The organism is Nostoc favosum CHAB5714 (genome assembly GCF_020829495.1).
Lineage (GTDB): Bacteria > Cyanobacteriota > Cyanobacteriia > Cyanobacteriales > Nostocaceae > Nostoc > Nostoc favosum.
The window spans coordinates 93,757-110,234 of record NZ_JAIVFQ010000009.1 but is presented as its reverse complement, the minus strand read 5'-3'; the positions used below and the strand labels follow the sequence as shown (position 1 = coordinate 110,234).

Annotated in this window: 15 protein-coding genes; 5 read left to right on the top strand and 10 right to left on the bottom strand. The window is 40.4% G+C overall.

All coding sequences use genetic code 11. The features are described 5' to 3' along the window. The first annotated feature begins 178 nt into the window (after nucleotides 1-178). From LC586_RS09355 to LC586_RS09345, 3 genes are all read left to right on the top strand, one after another. Nucleotides 179-988, top strand: a complete 810-nt coding sequence (locus tag LC586_RS09355) for a cupin domain-containing protein (protein ID WP_229484290.1) — start codon at nucleotides 179-181, stop codon at nucleotides 986-988. Between the two features lie 68 nt (nucleotides 989-1,056). After that, on the top strand, nucleotides 1,057-2,118 hold the full coding sequence (locus LC586_RS09350) for a threonine aldolase family protein (RefSeq protein WP_229484289.1): 1,062 nt from the start codon (nucleotides 1,057-1,059) through the stop codon (nucleotides 2,116-2,118). A gap of 512 nt (nucleotides 2,119-2,630) precedes the next feature. Next, a complete protein-coding gene (locus LC586_RS09345; protein WP_369010518.1) occupies nucleotides 2,631-3,593 on the top strand; it encodes an RNA ligase family protein in 963 nt (320 codons plus the stop codon). A gap of 66 nt (nucleotides 3,594-3,659) precedes the next feature. Here LC586_RS09345 and LC586_RS09340 read toward each other — a convergent pair whose 3' ends face one another. The 8 genes from LC586_RS09340 to LC586_RS09305 form a co-directional block, all read right to left on the bottom strand. Continuing rightward, nucleotides 3,660-5,159, bottom strand: a complete 1,500-nt coding sequence (locus LC586_RS09340) for an Ig-like domain-containing domain (RefSeq protein ID WP_229484287.1) — start codon at nucleotides 5,157-5,159, stop codon at nucleotides 3,660-3,662. A gap of 94 nt (nucleotides 5,160-5,253) precedes the next feature. Next, nucleotides 5,254-6,027, bottom strand: coding sequence for a TIGR03943 family putative permease subunit (locus LC586_RS09335; protein ID WP_229484286.1), 774 nt, complete (start codon nucleotides 6,025-6,027; stop codon nucleotides 5,254-5,256). An 85-nt stretch (nucleotides 6,028-6,112) separates the two neighbouring features. Beyond that, nucleotides 6,113-7,165 (bottom strand): permease, encoded by a 1,053-nt coding sequence (locus LC586_RS09330; protein WP_229484285.1) that lies wholly within the window; start codon nucleotides 7,163-7,165, stop codon nucleotides 6,113-6,115. A gap of 815 nt (nucleotides 7,166-7,980) precedes the next feature. Next, entirely contained in the window at nucleotides 7,981-8,385 is a 405-nt protein-coding gene (locus LC586_RS09325) for a type II toxin-antitoxin system VapC family toxin (RefSeq protein ID WP_229484284.1), read from the bottom strand. Further along, nucleotides 8,385-8,609, bottom strand: a complete 225-nt coding sequence (locus LC586_RS09320; RefSeq protein ID WP_229484283.1) for a DUF2281 domain-containing protein — start codon at nucleotides 8,607-8,609, stop codon at nucleotides 8,385-8,387. The genes LC586_RS09325 and LC586_RS09320 overlap by 1 nt, the downstream gene beginning before the upstream one ends. Before the next feature lie 73 nt (nucleotides 8,610-8,682). Beyond that, the gene (locus tag LC586_RS09315) at nucleotides 8,683-9,735 is read right to left on the bottom strand and encodes a WD40 repeat domain-containing protein (RefSeq protein ID WP_233715530.1); all 1,053 of its coding nucleotides are present in this window, start codon (nucleotides 9,733-9,735) and stop codon (nucleotides 8,683-8,685) included. A gap of 135 nt (nucleotides 9,736-9,870) precedes the next feature. Then, nucleotides 9,871-10,164: a hypothetical protein gene (locus LC586_RS09310; RefSeq protein WP_229484281.1), complete on the bottom strand. Its 294-nt coding sequence runs from the start codon at nucleotides 10,162-10,164 to the stop codon at nucleotides 9,871-9,873. Nucleotides 10,165-10,641: 477 nt separating this feature from the next. Continuing rightward, entirely contained in the window at nucleotides 10,642-10,812 is a 171-nt protein-coding gene (locus LC586_RS09305; protein WP_229484280.1) for a CAB/ELIP/HLIP family chlorophyll-binding protein, read from the bottom strand. A gap of 416 nt (nucleotides 10,813-11,228) precedes the next feature. On the opposite strand from LC586_RS09305, the gene ald reads away from it, so the two are divergent. After that, on the top strand, nucleotides 11,229-12,320 hold the full coding sequence (ald, locus tag LC586_RS09300; protein WP_229484279.1) for an alanine dehydrogenase: 1,092 nt from the start codon (nucleotides 11,229-11,231) through the stop codon (nucleotides 12,318-12,320). 261 nt (nucleotides 12,321-12,581) lie between these two features. Here the strand turns inward: ald and LC586_RS09295 are convergent, their stop codons facing one another. Both LC586_RS09295 and LC586_RS09290 read right to left on the bottom strand, forming a co-directional pair. Beyond that, complete coding sequence (locus tag LC586_RS09295) at nucleotides 12,582-13,640, bottom strand: DUF1822 family protein (RefSeq protein WP_229484278.1); 1,059 nt, start codon at nucleotides 13,638-13,640, stop codon at nucleotides 12,582-12,584. Between the two features lie 108 nt (nucleotides 13,641-13,748). Further along, a complete protein-coding gene (locus LC586_RS09290; RefSeq protein ID WP_229484277.1) occupies nucleotides 13,749-15,029 on the bottom strand; it encodes a hypothetical protein in 1,281 nt (426 codons plus the stop codon). A gap of 1,017 nt (nucleotides 15,030-16,046) precedes the next feature. Between LC586_RS09290 and LC586_RS09285 the strand changes: the two genes are divergently transcribed. Next, nucleotides 16,047-16,427, top strand: a complete 381-nt coding sequence (locus tag LC586_RS09285; RefSeq protein WP_229484276.1) for a hypothetical protein — start codon at nucleotides 16,047-16,049, stop codon at nucleotides 16,425-16,427. Nucleotides 16,428-16,478: the final 51 nt, after the last annotated feature.

Genomic DNA, 16,478 nt, shown 5'->3' with positions numbered 1-16,478 from the left:
GGCTACCCTTTTCAGTTTATTTATTAAATAATAATTGGAATAACCGAGTTTTCTACTAGCAATGAAGTAATTATAAAGACCATGATTACTGCTAGTTAATATGATTGTTACGTTAGATAAAGCGTTATAGCAGTTAGACTTTTCCAAAAAATAAAAATTTAAAATAGGGGTGCTAAAGATGACCGACGTGCTTGCGATGGATTTAAATATAGAGCAAGAAATTGCCCTGCAAAAACAAGCCCAAAACATTTCTCTTGAGTCCGAACTATTTAGCATTCCTATACAGGACTACCAACAGTTTTACTGTCAGCGATTCCTAGAGGCGACAAAACTTGACTACACGATGGCGGCCCATCCATCGAGTGCTCGTTGGGTTATCAATTCTATCAAAGTTAATGAGAGTGAAAAAGACACGCACTTTCTATTTGTTTCAGAGGGCGAAGTTAGCCTCAACAGCAGTAACGGAGAGTTCTTATTGCGAAAAAACTGCTTTGCCGCAATTCCAGGGAACTTTTCTTTAGATGGTTCAGCCCAAGTGTTAGTCGCAACGCGACTCAACTACACTGGACTTTTCACAATTGGGGGGCCTATTGAACCATTAGGGCGATTGAATTATATTGATGGCTGCTCTTCAACGGTTCTGATTAATCCTTTAAGACGTGGAGAACCCTGCTTGAATTTCCTCTATGTTCCTCCAGGTGTATCGCAAACTCCCCATACCCATCCCTCATTGCGGATTGGGCTTGTCGCTGAGGGTAGTGGAACTTGTCAGGTGGACGAAGGAACGTTCAAAATGGAGCAGGGAACGGTCTTCTGTCTTCCAGAAAACAAGTTACATAGCTTCAGTGCGATTGATAATTCCTTAAGAATCATTATCTATCATCCCGATTCTGATGTAGGCCCAACTGATGATTCCCATACAATGCTAAATAATACTTTTGTTGGAGAAAAGTCAGCCAAAGTTCTGGATGCGATTAGAACAAAATAACCACGCTCATCAGGCTTGCCTTTTCATTCGAGTATGTAAACCACTATATACCTGCTCTAGGAGTGCTGATGATTTTGCTGACAAGCGATACTGAAACAAAGCCGACACAGGCCATGCGACAGGCGATCGCCACTGCTGAAGTTGGAGATGAGCAAAAAGGAGAAGATCCGACCGTTAACCAATTACTAGAACGGGTTGCAGATTTACTAGGCAAAGAAGCCGCTCTTTTCTTTGCCTGTGGAACCATTTGCAACTTTGTGGCAATCAAAACCCATACTCGCCCTGCTGATGTGGTGTTAGTAGAACAGATGGCACACATTATTCGAGCTGAATCGGGGGGTGCAGCGATGACTTCTGGTGTACTGATGGAACCGATTGCCAGCGATCGAGGAATTTTTACAGTCGATGCTCTGGCTCAATCACTTGAAAGAGTCGGGACTGCTCCTTACCTTTACTCTGCAATTCCACGGTTATTGTGTGTTGAGCAAACCCACAATTTTGGAGGGGGTTCGGTTTGGCGGCTCAATGAACTACGTGAGGTTTGCGAGTTCTCCCGTCAAAAAGGTTTAGCTACCCACATGGACGGGGCACGACTTTTAAATGCAGTTGTTGCATCTCAAACTACAGCCAAGGATTTTGCTGCCTGTGTTGATTCTGTCTGGATTGACTTTACTAAAGGACTGGGCGCACCAATCGGTGCTGTTCTTGCGGGCACACAAGAATTCATTGCTGAAGCACGTCGATATAAACACATTTTTGGTGGCGCAATGCGTCAAGCTGGCATTGTTGCAGCAGGTTGTCTCTATGCACTTGACCATCATGTTGAACGTCTACAAGAAGACCACGACAACGCAACATATCTGGCTCAACGACTGAGTGAAATAGAAGGAATTACAGTTCGAGATCCAAAACCTGAGACAAACATTGTTTTCTTTGATGTTTCAAGACTAGGACTCGACAAAGCCATGTTTCTCACTCTGTTACAGCAGCATGATGTGAAAATGGGAGCCGTTGGTCATTCTATTCGGGCAGTCACTCATTTAGATGTTTCGCGGGCTGATATCGATTTTGCAGTTGATGCTATTTCCAAAGTTGCGACCTCGTGGCACTCAGATAAGGGAGATCGATGAGTACTCGCACATTGCCAAAACTACCAGATTATTATACTGTGAGTTTAGGAATACTAAGCTGTTACGCATAAAACTAGTACATTTACCTGATGACCGTTGACCGTTGACTGATGACCGATAACCGTCAACCGTCAACCGTCAACCGTCAACCGTCAACCGTCAACGATTATAAAGAATGTTTATATAATTTAGACGCATATCAGCTTATCAATTTATATTTTTTGGGAAGCCGAGATAAATTATTAACAAATAATTACTAATTCGTAATTCGTAATATCATGTCTGCTTAATTACTTATTAAACCCAGAGAACCTGACCCCGCCAAAGGCTAACGCACCTAGTACCGTAGCAAGACTAAATTTGTACATTAGATTTATGGTGTAATAGCTAAAGGCTGATAGTTGCACTTTAGCTATTACACCATTTTAGCCTTGCTACGCCACTACAAGAGAGCTAAAGTCTAGATTTTTAAAAGAGGTTATATGAGTATTTTTAAAGTTTAAGTTGTCAAAATCAACAGCATTAATTCTCATCCTAATGCTGATAGGCTAGATATTGCCTCTATTGAAGATATGGCGTATCAAGTAATTATAGTCAAAGGTCACTTTCACCCTGGAGATTTAGCTTTTTACTTTCCTATTGATAGTGTTATTCCAGAAAAGTTTTTGGATGAGTTTGGTATTCGTAACTACTACTTGAAAAAACTGCGTGCTGCCAAACTTCGCGGAATTTTTTCTGAGGGTTTGCTTATTCCCGTTGGTAATAACTTTATGGGAAATGTCGGAGACGACTACACGGAGTATTTTGGTGTAACAAAGTACGAATATCCAATTCCTCAAGGGATGAGTGGGCAAGTAGAAAGTTTTGTTGGACATTACAAATTCCCCAGCCCAGAAAACCTGAAACGTTACAAAAATATACTAATTGAAGGTGAAGAAATTGTTGTAACAGAGAAGTTGCACGGAACTAACTTCACTGTCTTAGTTGATGCTGATGGCACAACTAAAATTGGCAGCCATAATTACTTCTGGAAAAACAGCGAAGTCAATAAAAAATTAGTTTATATTCGTGCTTACAACGAAAATGAAGCTTTGCAGAAACTTCCGCCAGGAACTCAGATTTTTGGGGAAATCTACGGCGTACAAGATATAAAATATGGCTTGAATAATGGCAATATTGGAATTGCTATATTTGCTGTGCGTCGCGGCAGTTATTTTCTCAATTACAGCGATTTTGTGGCTTTTTGCGAGGAATTTGCTTTGCCGAGAGTGCCTGTGCTTTATATCGGTGCTTACACTTGGGAAGCAGTGTCTCAGTTTAATAATGCCAATAGTGTAGTCAGTCCCAATTGCATCATGGAAGGCGTTGTTGTGCAACCGATCATTGAGAAAACCCATCCAGAAATAGGTAGAGTAGTCTTGAAGTTGATTAGCGATCGCTATCTGCTCCGTAAGAATGGAACTGAACTCCATTAGGTTCAACTCGAGTTTTGGTGGCGACACCTTAACTGAACTTCCGAAATCGACTTACGAATTATTCGCTCAAGGTAGCCATCGGGGACGAAATCCGGCTAAGGGGAGTTGTTCTGGTCTAATTTCAACAGTTGCAGCATCAGTAATGGGTAACAGAGGCATTAACCATAAGCTACTGGTTGCGATCGCATCTCCGTCATCAGTTTTCAAAGTGTTTGTGGGTAATGATGCTGGGGGGTTTGTCTGCGGTACTACTTGGTCAAATAACAAGCCCAAACCGTCAGCAGATAAACTCATTTGCACATTTCGTTGAGCGGGAGGCAGTACTAGCAGTGGTTTCTGTTGCCCAGTTTTCAGATCAATTGCCACCACATAAGGCTGTTCTATGTATTGTTCCTTGGATACTAGCTGTGTCAGCAAGCAATAGAGGGTGGGTGAGGCGATATCAAATTGGCAGCTGAGAATTGAGCCTGTAGTTTTTAATAGTTGTTTCTGCACACCTTGGTTTGTCACTAAAAACAAATCTCGTGTGTAATCTGTATTAAACTTTACCATCGCTGCTTGAGAACCATCTTTAGAGAAAGCTTGTACCAAGCCAAACTGCGGCAGAAAATCTAAGGGCTTACTAGCATCACCTTGCAGTGGTAGGATGGCTGCTCCCTGTCCTTGGGCAACTGCTACGGCTTGACTATCTGGTGTGATCATAAAGTCTCCCCCAGGTTGGCTTTCCAGACGTTTAGGGGTGGGTTTTTCTGCTGAACCGTCACTGGTTGCTGGCATAAACCATAGTCCAAAGTCGCCGGGATTAGTTTTATTTCCCCGTTGGATCACAATAGTTTGCCCATCAGGTGATAAGTCAAATTTCAGGTTTTGATAATCTTTACTATCTAAAATCAGGTCAACTCTACCTGCTGGTTCTACTTCTTGTTCAGATTTACCAGGAACGCCTGTTGTTACTGTGTACAATTGGGCTGAAAGTAAGTCTTGGTTGTTAGCGGTGCGAGCCGAAAATAAAATTTTCTCCCCATCAGGAAAGGACTCAAAGTCCATTACTATCAAATCTTTAGGGGTAAGTAGTCTTTTTTGCTCTTGGGTTAAGTTGTAAAGAACTAATCGTCCCTGTTCTTCTTTATCACTTCCTATGTAAAGAATGATGCGATCGCGTGTGCGGAAGCTACCAACAAAGGGCTGTATTACCTGATTTTTGCCTTCTTGCTCCGCAAACTTATCTTTGGCTCCCTGCAACTGCACTTTATAATTCGTGCCATAGGGTGCCGGTGTTATCAGTGTATAAACCATCCGCCGCCCAGCCCAACTGAATTTACCTGCTAGGGGTGGCTCGATTTTCAAGTTCTCCTCTACGCTTTTTACTTCCATTGGGCGACTGAAGGTGAGGGTGAAAGAATTATCTTCTGCCCCAATTTGTTGATTTTGCCAGGTAAATTCCCGGACACGAGCAGTCACCACATCACCTTGCAATATGATTAACCCAATCAGCACACTCAGCAGTAGCATTAGTGCGATCGCTATCCGATCTAGTGGTTGGATAAATGCTTTAGATTTTGTCATTGGTTATTGGGCATTGGGCATGGGGCATTGGGCATTGGGCATTGGGCATTGGGCATCTACAAATGACTAATGACTAATGACTAATGACTAATGACTAATAACTATAAGGATTCTGCGGTTGAGAAATCTTTTTGAGAGACGTAGCGGCAATGGTAAGTTGGCGTTTACCTGCCAAATTTTCTGTTACCATTTTTCCTTCTACTTCCAACCAGGTGTCAGGGGAATAAGCTTCTTGATTGTTTGGGAGTTTGACGGCTAATCCCACAGGGTAAGCATCTGCTGCACAGCAAGTTAAGACAAATCGCGCTAAGAACAAATATTCTTTTCCTATATCTGGCGGGTGGATAACAAATCCTTCTACCTTGACTTTTTGCCCTGTATATGTATCTGGTTCTGGATAGACATTGACAGTGCGTACCCAGTCTACAAGCGATCGCTCCTCTGGACGAACAGTAGCTCGAAAGGCTTGGGGTTTAACACGCGTGCTTCCCAATAAATCAGCCGTCACACCTCTTTGGAGTGCTTTGTCACTAGCAAAAACTTGCGGTGTAATTATAAAACCTAAAATCGCTGTAGTCAACAACAAAGCACTGCCCCAACCAGGGGGAAATAAACTAATATGCTGGGTGTTTGGCGTAACATCACGGCGACGCCGTTGCCAAAGTTCCTGCATCTTAAAGAAACCAATAATGATGAAGCTGATACCACACACAATCACCAACCAAAAATAATTTGGGTGAATCAAAAGGTTCAACTTGTTAGTTAGCCAATATCTCAACATTAAAATGCCCCAAGCTGTAATTGCTAGAGCATCCAGCCAAGGGAGTAACAGATTAGGGATTTTAGACTTGGGATTTTTATTAGTCATTGGTCATTAGTCATTAGTCATTAGTCATTAGTCATTGGTCATTGGTCATTAACAATTGGACTTTGGACAAATGACTAATATTTTTTTAAAAAACGTGCAAATTCAGAAAAAGGGTGAATACAAATGTCAATTGTCCTGCTAAAGCAAATAAGTAAAAGATAGTTTTGGGTTTAAAAATAGATAACATCAAACCAACACTTTTGATGTCAATCATTGGCCCAAACACCAGAAATGCCAACAATGAACCACTGCTAAAGGTTGAGGCAAAAGATAGTGCAAAGAAAGAATCGACTGTAGAACAAATTGACACCACTACAGCTAATATCAGCATGACCACAATTGAAGTAATAGGCCCAGCACCCAAACTGAGAATTAATTCACGGGGAGCTAGCACTTGAATAGCAGCAGCGATCGCACTTCCTAAAATCATCACTCCGCCTAATTCTCGCAATTCTTGGATGCTATTATCCACAACTAGGCGCAGTTTAGCTGCAAGCGGTTTATCGGAGGTAGAGATTAAGGTAGGCGGTACCAAATTCGCATCTATCCGCATAGGTATACTTGCTTTTCCCCCTAAGATATAAGTCCCGGATTGTAACAGATTCGGTACTGTTGCTTCCTGTTGTACTTGGTAACGTTTACCACGGCGTTTGGTTTGGGGCTGTGCGGGGGGATTAAACTTCATATACCGAGCGATCGCAGGTTGGACTATGGGATTTAAGTCCTTTTGAAAACTGAAAACAAAACCGATAATTGTGGCAATTGCTAGAGAAAATACGACTCGTAAAACCACTATTTCTGGCTGATCTCGAAATGCTGTCCAAGTTGCCCAAATTACAACTGGGTTAATTGTTGGTGCTGCTAGCAAAAAACCAATTGCGACTGGTGTGGGTACTCCCTGAATTAGGAACCGCCGTGCTACCGGTACATTCCCGCACTCACACACCGGAAATAAAAAGCCGATCATGCTGCCAACTAAAGCACCCAGCAGCGGATTTTTGGGCATTTTTTCTACTAATTTGCGCTCATCAACAAAAAACAGCAGCAAACTGGAGAATAAAACCCCAAGAAGCAAAAAAGGCATCGCCTCGACTAGCAGACTTAGAAATATCGTAAAACCATTGTTCAGTTGATTCATGGGCGTCGCAGTCAAAAGCGGTTTTTAGTTTTAGGGTTCTGCCTAGTCATTCTATCGAAATGGGGATCAAAAGCAGTTCGGGAAAATTAAACATTATTTAAGTAGCAAGTTGTCTCCGTTTCAAGCAGCGTTTAAGCGCTATAAACCTTTGCTTGAGCCAAGATACTGATATTTACCTGAGTGCATTTACTGAAGATGACCATTTCTAAGATTGTCTAAGTTCAGAAATTGTTCCAATTTAGAGGGTAAGTAGCTGCATAGATGATTTAGAATAACCTATGTTTATACTTACAATAATTTGCTGGATAAGATATTAGCTCGGCTGTATTTTCATCAAGGATTCACAGTTCTTCAACAATTGGGGTAGGCGTAGCCCGCACAACTCTTGGAGACGCTGCGCGTAGCAAGATCCCCGAAGTGGTACGACATGGTTCGACTCCCTTCTCCTGTCGGAGACGCTAACGCGAACGACTGCGCCCTTCTCTTCTTAGGCTGCGCCCTAAGCGTAGCTATGCCGCAGGCTTTACGGCTACGCTCTCCCAAGGCTCAGGACCAGCCGCTCAGTGACCATCGTAGACATCGCTCTTGGTTGCTACCAGCATTGATTTTAGCTAGTTTTGGCAAAATTTTATCTGGGCTTTGGTTGATTTTTTACTATAAAAACTCTAAAAATGCAATGCAATATTAAATTTTAGCAAACAATCTAAAAATCACTATCAGGCTAGAAACCTGGACAGTAATCACTAGGCTGCGCGCTGAGCCAGCACGGTTTTAGGAAAACCCCATAAGCGACTGGTATCAGGTTTCCCAATTTATTACCAAATAGTTTGAATAGTTGTTAATGCCTGAATTTGGAAATCACGGGTAACTAGAGGAAGACCTAAACAAAAAGCAGTAGCTGCTATGATCCTGTCTGGCATATCAGGAACAGTTGCTCTGTCAATTTGTCTCGTTGCGCCCGAAATATTACGATCTAAAGGTGCTAATACAATACCTACATTAGGGTCATCCAGAGCATTTAAAATTCGTGTTAATACCTCTTCTGCAAAACGTCCCTTCTCAACCAAATAAGCGATTTCAACCACTGAAATCGCTGAAACATAAATAGGATTACCACTGTTGACTGCTTGCTCTAAAGCTGTTTGGGCAGTTTTTGATAGTCTATCTAGGTCAAAAACATACCAAATTAAAGCGTGTGTATCTGCAACTACTGATGTCATCAAACAATATCTCTGGGAAAATTCCCCCACATTTCTTGACGAGCTTGGGTAATGTCTTCTTCAGTAATATCCACTGCTAAATCAGCACATAATCCTCTAACGCTACGTAAGGGACTTTTGGGAATATTTTTTTGATACAAAAATTCTGCAAAATTCAATAACTCTTGCTGCTTATCTATAGGTAGGTGGCGCAATTTTTCCAAAACTGCTTGCTCAATATTCATATATTTATCACCTTAGTACTACTATGATGCGATGCCTACGGCGGTAAACTACGCACTTTTTACCATGTATCATTCAGTTACCCGACTTCTTGAAATGGTTGAGTAACTGGTGTTCAGTGTTGATTAAGTTTTGTGGAGTTCCCCAAATCTTGATTTGTTGATCAAATCCACCACTGGCAAGAATTTTACCATCAGGACTAAAAGCGATCGCACTCACCCAGTCTGTATGTCCACTTAGTGTATTTATTAACTCACCTGTAGTTAAATTCCACAATTTAATTCCATCTCTACCAGCACTAGCAAGGGTTTGTCCATCGGGGTTAATGGCGATCGCATTCACCCAGTTATTATGTCCTGTAAGGGTGCGGACTAATTCTCCAGTATTAATATTCCACAGTTTAATCGTGCGATCGCGGCTAGCAGTAGCTAATGTTTGTCCATCTGGTGTAAAGATCACACTCCTAACAACATTATCATGAGCTACAAATTCATTAATTAATTTACCAGTACTCAAATTCCACAGTTTGATTACACCCTTATTGTCACCACTAGCTAAGGTCTGCCCATCAGGACTAAGGGCTAGGGTATAAATTAAATTATCAAAACGTACTAGAGTACCAAGCGGGCGCTGCTGTAGCAAATCCCATATCCGAATCCCATCCAAAGCTCCACTAATGAGAACTTTACTATCAGGAGACACCGCTAAAGATAATACGTTACTCGTATGTCCAACAAAAGAGCGGCTAAATTTAAAATTTTTCAGGTTCCACAGGTTAATCGTGTTGTCATCACTACAGCTAGCGAGGGTTTGCCCATCTGGCGAAATCACTAAAGATTCTACGGCTGTTTGGTGCGCTTTGTTAATATTCCCCAACTTTTTGCCATTTGCTGGGTTCCACAGGCGAATTACACCCTCGTTTTCTGCGCCTCCACTCACAAGAACTCTGCTATCTGGACTGAAAGCGAGAGATTTAACAGTTCCGTTATGTCCTTTGAGTGTGTAAAGTAGTTGGGCATTAGCAAAGCTGTTGGTAGTTTGGGAGTTTGGTGTTACCTCAATGGCAGCATGAGCTTCATGAATATAAAACCCTTCCCAGGTAGTCACTGGAAGGGCAACAGCTGCCATAAATGCCAGGATAATATACGGGCGTAGAAAATTACCCCTACCTCTTCCCTCACTACTCACTTTTTTTCCTCACTTTTATAGATACGGTTACTCCCATCAATTTTGCAGAGTTATTAAGTAATAACTCTGCACTTCCTAAAGAGGTGGTTTTTTCTTAGAAACGCTTAACATTGGTAAAGGCGCACTAGAAGAACGAGAGGGCAAATAATGTTGCACTACAGGCTCCTCTGGTAAAGGACGATGCTGCTGGAAACGCCACAACTTAAAAGCTAGCGCTATCCCTGTTGTTCCCAAACCAAAAGCGAACAACGACCAGCTATCATTCAATCCGCCAATCAGGGCATCTATAGCGCCCATCGTAATCAATACACTGATTAGTGGCTCTTTTCGGTAGGTTGACTTCAAAAAACGAGGTAATACAGCATTCATCACAGCTTGGTTGGTTCCAGTTCACCTTTTGTGTATATTTACCAAGAATACCTCACCCATAATTTGCCTTTCTCATCCAAGGCAGATACTAATATATGATTTTCTTAGGTAGGCGAGGAAGTTGACTCATTAATCGCTTTGTATATACTAGTAGACTGTGGGGGAAGTTTGCCTACCTTTAACTGTGGGATTTTGTGGGATTTTGCCCCTTGCCAAGTCTTGTTAATTGACATAGTAGCCGGATTTCCGCCGTACTGTACTAGTTGCAAGTCTATAATATTTCTATGACTAATAAATATTTTGATTCCTCTCTTGCTTACATTCTAGGGCAATAATTTACGAATAAGTCTAATTAAAGTATCTAGGGCGAAGTACTTGGCTATCAATTGTTAAAGTCAAAACCAACTGGTTGTTCCAGCTGGTTGAAACTCTTTTAATTACTAGCTTACAACTTCTACCTTGTGCTTTTGGGTGGCACTACTTCAGACCCAGCCATGATAGCACCCCTTGATTACTTGTATATTCAATCACCAGCAGCAAAGCGAAGCCAATCATTGCAGCTCGACCATTCAAGCGTTCAGCATATTCATTAAAGCCAAATTTAGGCTCTTCTAGTTTAGGTGTAATCGTTGGTTGTATTTGTGTCATTTTTAAGAAACCTTTTTTCGGCAAACGGGACTTGATATTAGACTTCGCAGCAATTGTCTAAGAAGGTGAGGATAAACGCTAAAGGTTAAAGGAATTATTTGCCCTTAACTTTTACCCTAGACTTGGTAGCTTATAAGCTGATTGCAGGCTTGAATACCAAGATGACTTGAGAAATTCAGCAAAAGCTTCATAGTAGGAAGCTATACAATCGCTCTTTTAATAAATTGTTACTATTCTTTATATATTGTATAAATACTGGGGCAATAGTCAAGGGTAAGAGTTTGAGTCTACTCAAATTAAATTGAGAAACTTAGGACACAGATTAACTATCTCTAATACAGCTATCTGTAATAGATCAGTAGCAAGCAAAAAATTCCCAGGCTACAGTTAAACAAAAAAATTATCAGAGGCGATATATGGAAATTGGCGTTCCCAAGGAAAATAAAGATCAAGAATTTCGGGTAGGTTTAAGTCCTTCTAGTGTGCGGGTACTGCGGGAAAATAGTCATAGCATCTTCGTAGAGACGCAAGCAGGTAATGGTGCTGGATTCTCAGATGACGACTACAGAAGTGCTGGAGCCGAGATTGTCCCTACATCAGAAACGGCTTGGAATCGGGAATTAGTTGTTAAAGTCAAGGAGCCGCTAACATCCGAGTATAAATTTTTGCAGAAAGGGCAGATATTATTTACTTATTTACATTTAGCAGCCGATCGCAAATTGACAGAGAATTTAATTGATTGTGGCACAACTGCGATCGCCTACGAAACCGTAGAACAACCTGGTGCTAACAGACTACCCTTGCTCACCCCTATGAGCGTTATTGCCGGTCGGCTAGCAGTACAATTTGGGGCGAGATTTCTAGAACGCCAACAAGGTGGTAGAGGAGTTCTTTTAGGCGGTGTCCCTGGAGTCCAACCAGGCAAAGTAGTAATTTTAGGTGGCGGCGTTGTTGGGACAGAAGCAGCTAAAATTGCCGTAGGCGTGGGTGCTAGCGTCCAGATTTTAGATGTGAGTGTCGAGCGCTTATCTTATTTAGAAACCCTGTTTGGCTCTAGAGTCGAATTGGTTTACAGCAACTCTGCTCATATCGAAGCCGCCGTCAAACAAGCCGATTTGCTCATTGGTGCAGTTTTAGTACTGGGACGTAGAGCGCCAATACTAGTATCCCGCGAATTGGTCAAACAAATGCGTTCTGGTTCTGTAATAGTTGATGTAGCTGTTGACCAAGGTGGTTGTATAGAAACTTTACACCCCACATCTCACACAAATCCGGTGTACGTTGAAGAGGGTGTGGTACATTATGGCGTTCCCAATATGCCAGGAGCAGTACCTTGGACAGCAACCCAGGCACTCAATAATAGTACATTACCTTATGTCGTCCAGTTGGCGAATTTAGGAATTAAGGCATTGGAAGTTAACCCAGCATTAGCTAAGGGTGTGAATGTGCAGAATCATCGCTTAGTACATCCTGCTGTGCAAGAGGTATTTCCTGATTTGGTAAATTAAGGTGTGCAAGGATTAGGCGATCGCTTATTTTAATAGAGGTAGCGATCGGTAATTAGACTGATTTCCTTGCCAAATGCGCGGATGGGTAGGTGTACAAAATGAGAAAGGGCAAAAAAGCCTGTACGCTCCTTCTATACAACAATTTCAGGGCAATGGTACTCTTAAACCATCCGCGCACCTTATGGGAACTGGTTTTCAGCGATTTGTATCTTGTGTCAGATATCGAGTCATTCCTAGTTGAGAAGCTTTCTCCTTCCCTTTTTACAATATAAATTCTTCAGTAAATACAGCTCCCTTATAACTGATTTCAACCTGGAATTCTTTATCCACTACTTCACTAAATTCTAACTGAATAGCATTATCAGTTTGCCTCGCACTGACTTCCTGACTTATAGAATCAGGGGTATTGGGATTAAGAGTAATTTTCAAGTTCAAGCCTGAAGGTAAATATTCTTCATGAGGAGGAAGAATTTGTACAAGCACACCTTGTTCTCCATTTTCTTCTTTTTTAAGATTGACAATTAAAGCTAAGGGTTGATTTTGCAGCAATAGTCCAAAATCAAATAATTTAGTTTGTGAAATAGGAAAATTATTTGACTCCTTCCGGCTTCTAACATAACCCCAAGTTAAGTTATTTGGAATTCTACTCCCAATAAAATCTGTAGATTGCCAACCTTCTTCAAATACTCTATCCCACCATTTACCCAGATTGACTAATGCTTTACCTACTTGAGTTGTTACCTGAGTTACTTCTCTAACTTTGTTATTACTTGTTACTACTACAGGTAATTTAATCGCAGATGGTTCTAAGAAACGAGTGTATAGCAAGAGGTTATTTAACTCCGTGTCAAACAAAGACAGGGGTAATTGATAACTACCATCTAGCTGAGATTTAAAATCTGGTGTTTGAGAATATTTAAATAGTTCATCATAACGTAAAAAGCCATGAATATTTAATTGTTCTTCTTCTTCTAACACCTCCAGCAAGACATAGAAATGAGCAGCCGTTTTGGCTGAGGTAACAAGTTTTGCTGGTACGATGACAAAATCATCAATCAGGTTATCTACAGTAATTAAGCAGAGGCGAAATTCACCTACAGTGAGATAACAGACATCATCAATTGCATTAGCACTCTTGTCTGGTTTAATTTTGATATTTGGATTTCGTTCTTTCAGACACTTTTCAAAACCAAGTTGTGCTAGTGCATTTAAATATATTTTCCATGCGCCGAACTCGCCGAACTGGCTAAAATGATTCTCACTAATTACTCGCGCTTCGTCAAAATATTCTGGTTCTAGCCAAACAATTTTTGGTGACAAGTTTATTTTTATGTTTTGTGTACCAATTATATAAATGTGTGAGTTAACCATATTTCCTCCGTGATTCATTGTATGATCCAATAGTTATGTATGTTTTATCATAAATTATTAATTATTAAGGTAGATGCGGATCATTTGAGCAAATAAGCTGTTTTTTATCTGTTTTTTACTAGCAGCTAATTCTGCTTTTGCTTCTTTAAATGTTTTCTCATAGGCAAATCCTCTAATTTCAGCAACAATATTTTTTAGATAATCAGGTTCATGAGAAATTCTAGTTAACTGATATTTATTAACTGATTGTAAAAGTTCCTCTAAAAAAATCTCTTCGGTTCGATACTGCACAACTTCCAAAAAGTTTTCTAATTGAAAAATTCGTCTGGCTTTACTCCATTCGATTTCCCAAAGTTTCCCAATTTCACTCAAGGACTTATTTTCTTGGTAATAAAGTCGTAAACCTTCCGGAAACCGTTGAGCAAAGTTTTTGTAACCTCTACTTTTTTTCAAATCTTCAATTCGCTGGTTAATTACCTCTGCTATTATTTTACATAACACTTTTTCAAACAAATTTTTACAGATTTCTTGTAATTTTTCTAATTCTATATCCTCCGGTTCGCGGTCTGTATAATAAGGTAGATCTGGGTTAGGAAGATAATCATTTGTTGAATTATCATATACTTCTGTGGGTATAGTTTTGGTAGTGCCTGTTTTTTTAAAAAGCCAGTCTTGACGCAATATTTCTGCGATGTCTTTGAGATGAGATACTAATTCTTGTGAAGAAAAAATAATATTTTCGGGCTGCAACAAATGTAACATTTCTTGTAATTGGGTTGATGTAGGTTCAAAACAGCGCCCTTTTTGCTGTGTTTTGAGTCTATTTCGTTGGTAAACTGTTTGAAAAGCTTTGACGATTTCACGGTCTTTTTTGGAGAGAAGCACAGATAGAGAACGAGGAATAGATTTACATAGTAATCCCCAATCACTGGGAGTTGCTAACCCAAACTCCCACAAAAATGATTTGATTTCTTCATTCTGGCGGGTAAGTCTGGTAGTCCAATTATCTAAGCTTTCTTTAGAACCTAAGTTGGGATTAAATCTTTGCAAAATGTCAACGCTAAAAAATCCTCCGCCTTTTGGAATGAGTTGAGTTGTACTATCATGATGGTTTAAGATATGTTGATTTTTACCCTCACTATCTACAATCACCAGTGCTGTACCATCGTCGTTTAAAACGAAGGGAAGTAAATCGGTGTACCTAAAAAGGTTTTCTGCACTGACGTTGTAGATGTGAGGGATAGTTTTGCAGGTGATGAGAATTCTGTGTGAAACATAGCACCGCAAACAAAGCCCTGCGATCGCCCGTTGGTAAATGTCATCAGCTGAACGAAACATTTCCCACAGAAGTGATTGAACTTGCTTATTTTCTTCTATCGATAGCGTGGGTTTGTTGCTTAGGTGAGGGAATTGTATTTTAAAAAACTCCTTAGCCCTACCGATTTCTCTATATTTTTTAAGCTGAACGTTTTCCCCTATAGGAAGTATCTGCATTTGCCAATATTTTGACGGTGACACCATAGTAATTTTAGTTACCTCAAGTCTCTTGAAAACATGACATTAACAGCGAAGCTTTAGCACCAGAGACTATTTTTTAATTTATCCTCCGGGGGCTACATCATATATATAGGTTTGTTTTTTTCAGCTTATACACTTTTGAGAGTTCTGAACTATAGCAATCCTATATGATTTGTGAAAATTGAGAGCAAAGCGGTGTGTGACTGTCGTGCGATTTGTAATCATCGAGGTCTGATGCAAAATGTGAGTCTATTGCGTCCCGTTATACTGTTTCACCTTAATCGCGTCTCTCCCGAATGTTATTTGTATCATGAATTTTGTGAAATGGTGTTACATCTTGAAGAAACATAATTTCCTGTAAGCTTTGATATATAAGGGTTAGAGATTTTTTATCTTGAAAGTAAATTTGTATTTGCCTCACACAAGTGTATAGGTCGATTGGACTTGAACTTATATAAAAGTAGAAGCAGGATAAACAAGTAAATACCTTCTGAGCAATATCAATATCATTTATTGCTTGTTTTCTCCTTGTTTCTATTACTTCTTCTTAACTATTTATCAATCATAAAGGTTCAGAAAGTATGAAACGTTTCGTTACCAGCCCTTTACTTATTCTCCCATTTGCTATTACGTCCTCACCAACACAGGTATCCGCAGCGAATGTAATTGAGAAAACTCCTGTGCAAACGCATATATCTGAAAGAGAAAGAGCTTTGAAAACTTCCAGAAGTGTGCCTTATTAGCAAGTCAGTAATGATTTTCTGACTAAAGCTGGAATTGTTTTTTTTGGTTGACATTGGGACACCTTACTTTTGGCTTTACAAGGATTGACCAACTATGAAGAATAAAAACAGAATTGTCAAAGACACAATCTCCTTGATTGTAACTCTTGGTATTACTGCGGTTGGGATGAGCGCGGCTAATGCTCGTCCTGTGGGGATAAACGCAGAAGAAGGAGCAAATGCTGTTTCTACTAATGTAGCAAACGACACGCAAAAACCGAATCAACCAAAAGCGTGCTCACAAGAAGCGAATACTGTTGACAGTCGTGCTAAGCGGATAACCCAAAAAGAAAATTGCAAACCACAGTGTGTAAGACGCGATGAAGAGGGTTACTGCATAGAGTTTGAGGAGTGCTTACACAAAGAGCAAGACTTGTTGAAAATTAAGTCCCTTATACACTCCAAGCCACCTATTAACAAGATTTTACGCAACTGAGTGATTCCTGATGGAAAAGCTTTACTAACGTATCCTTATTTAGGTTTCTCT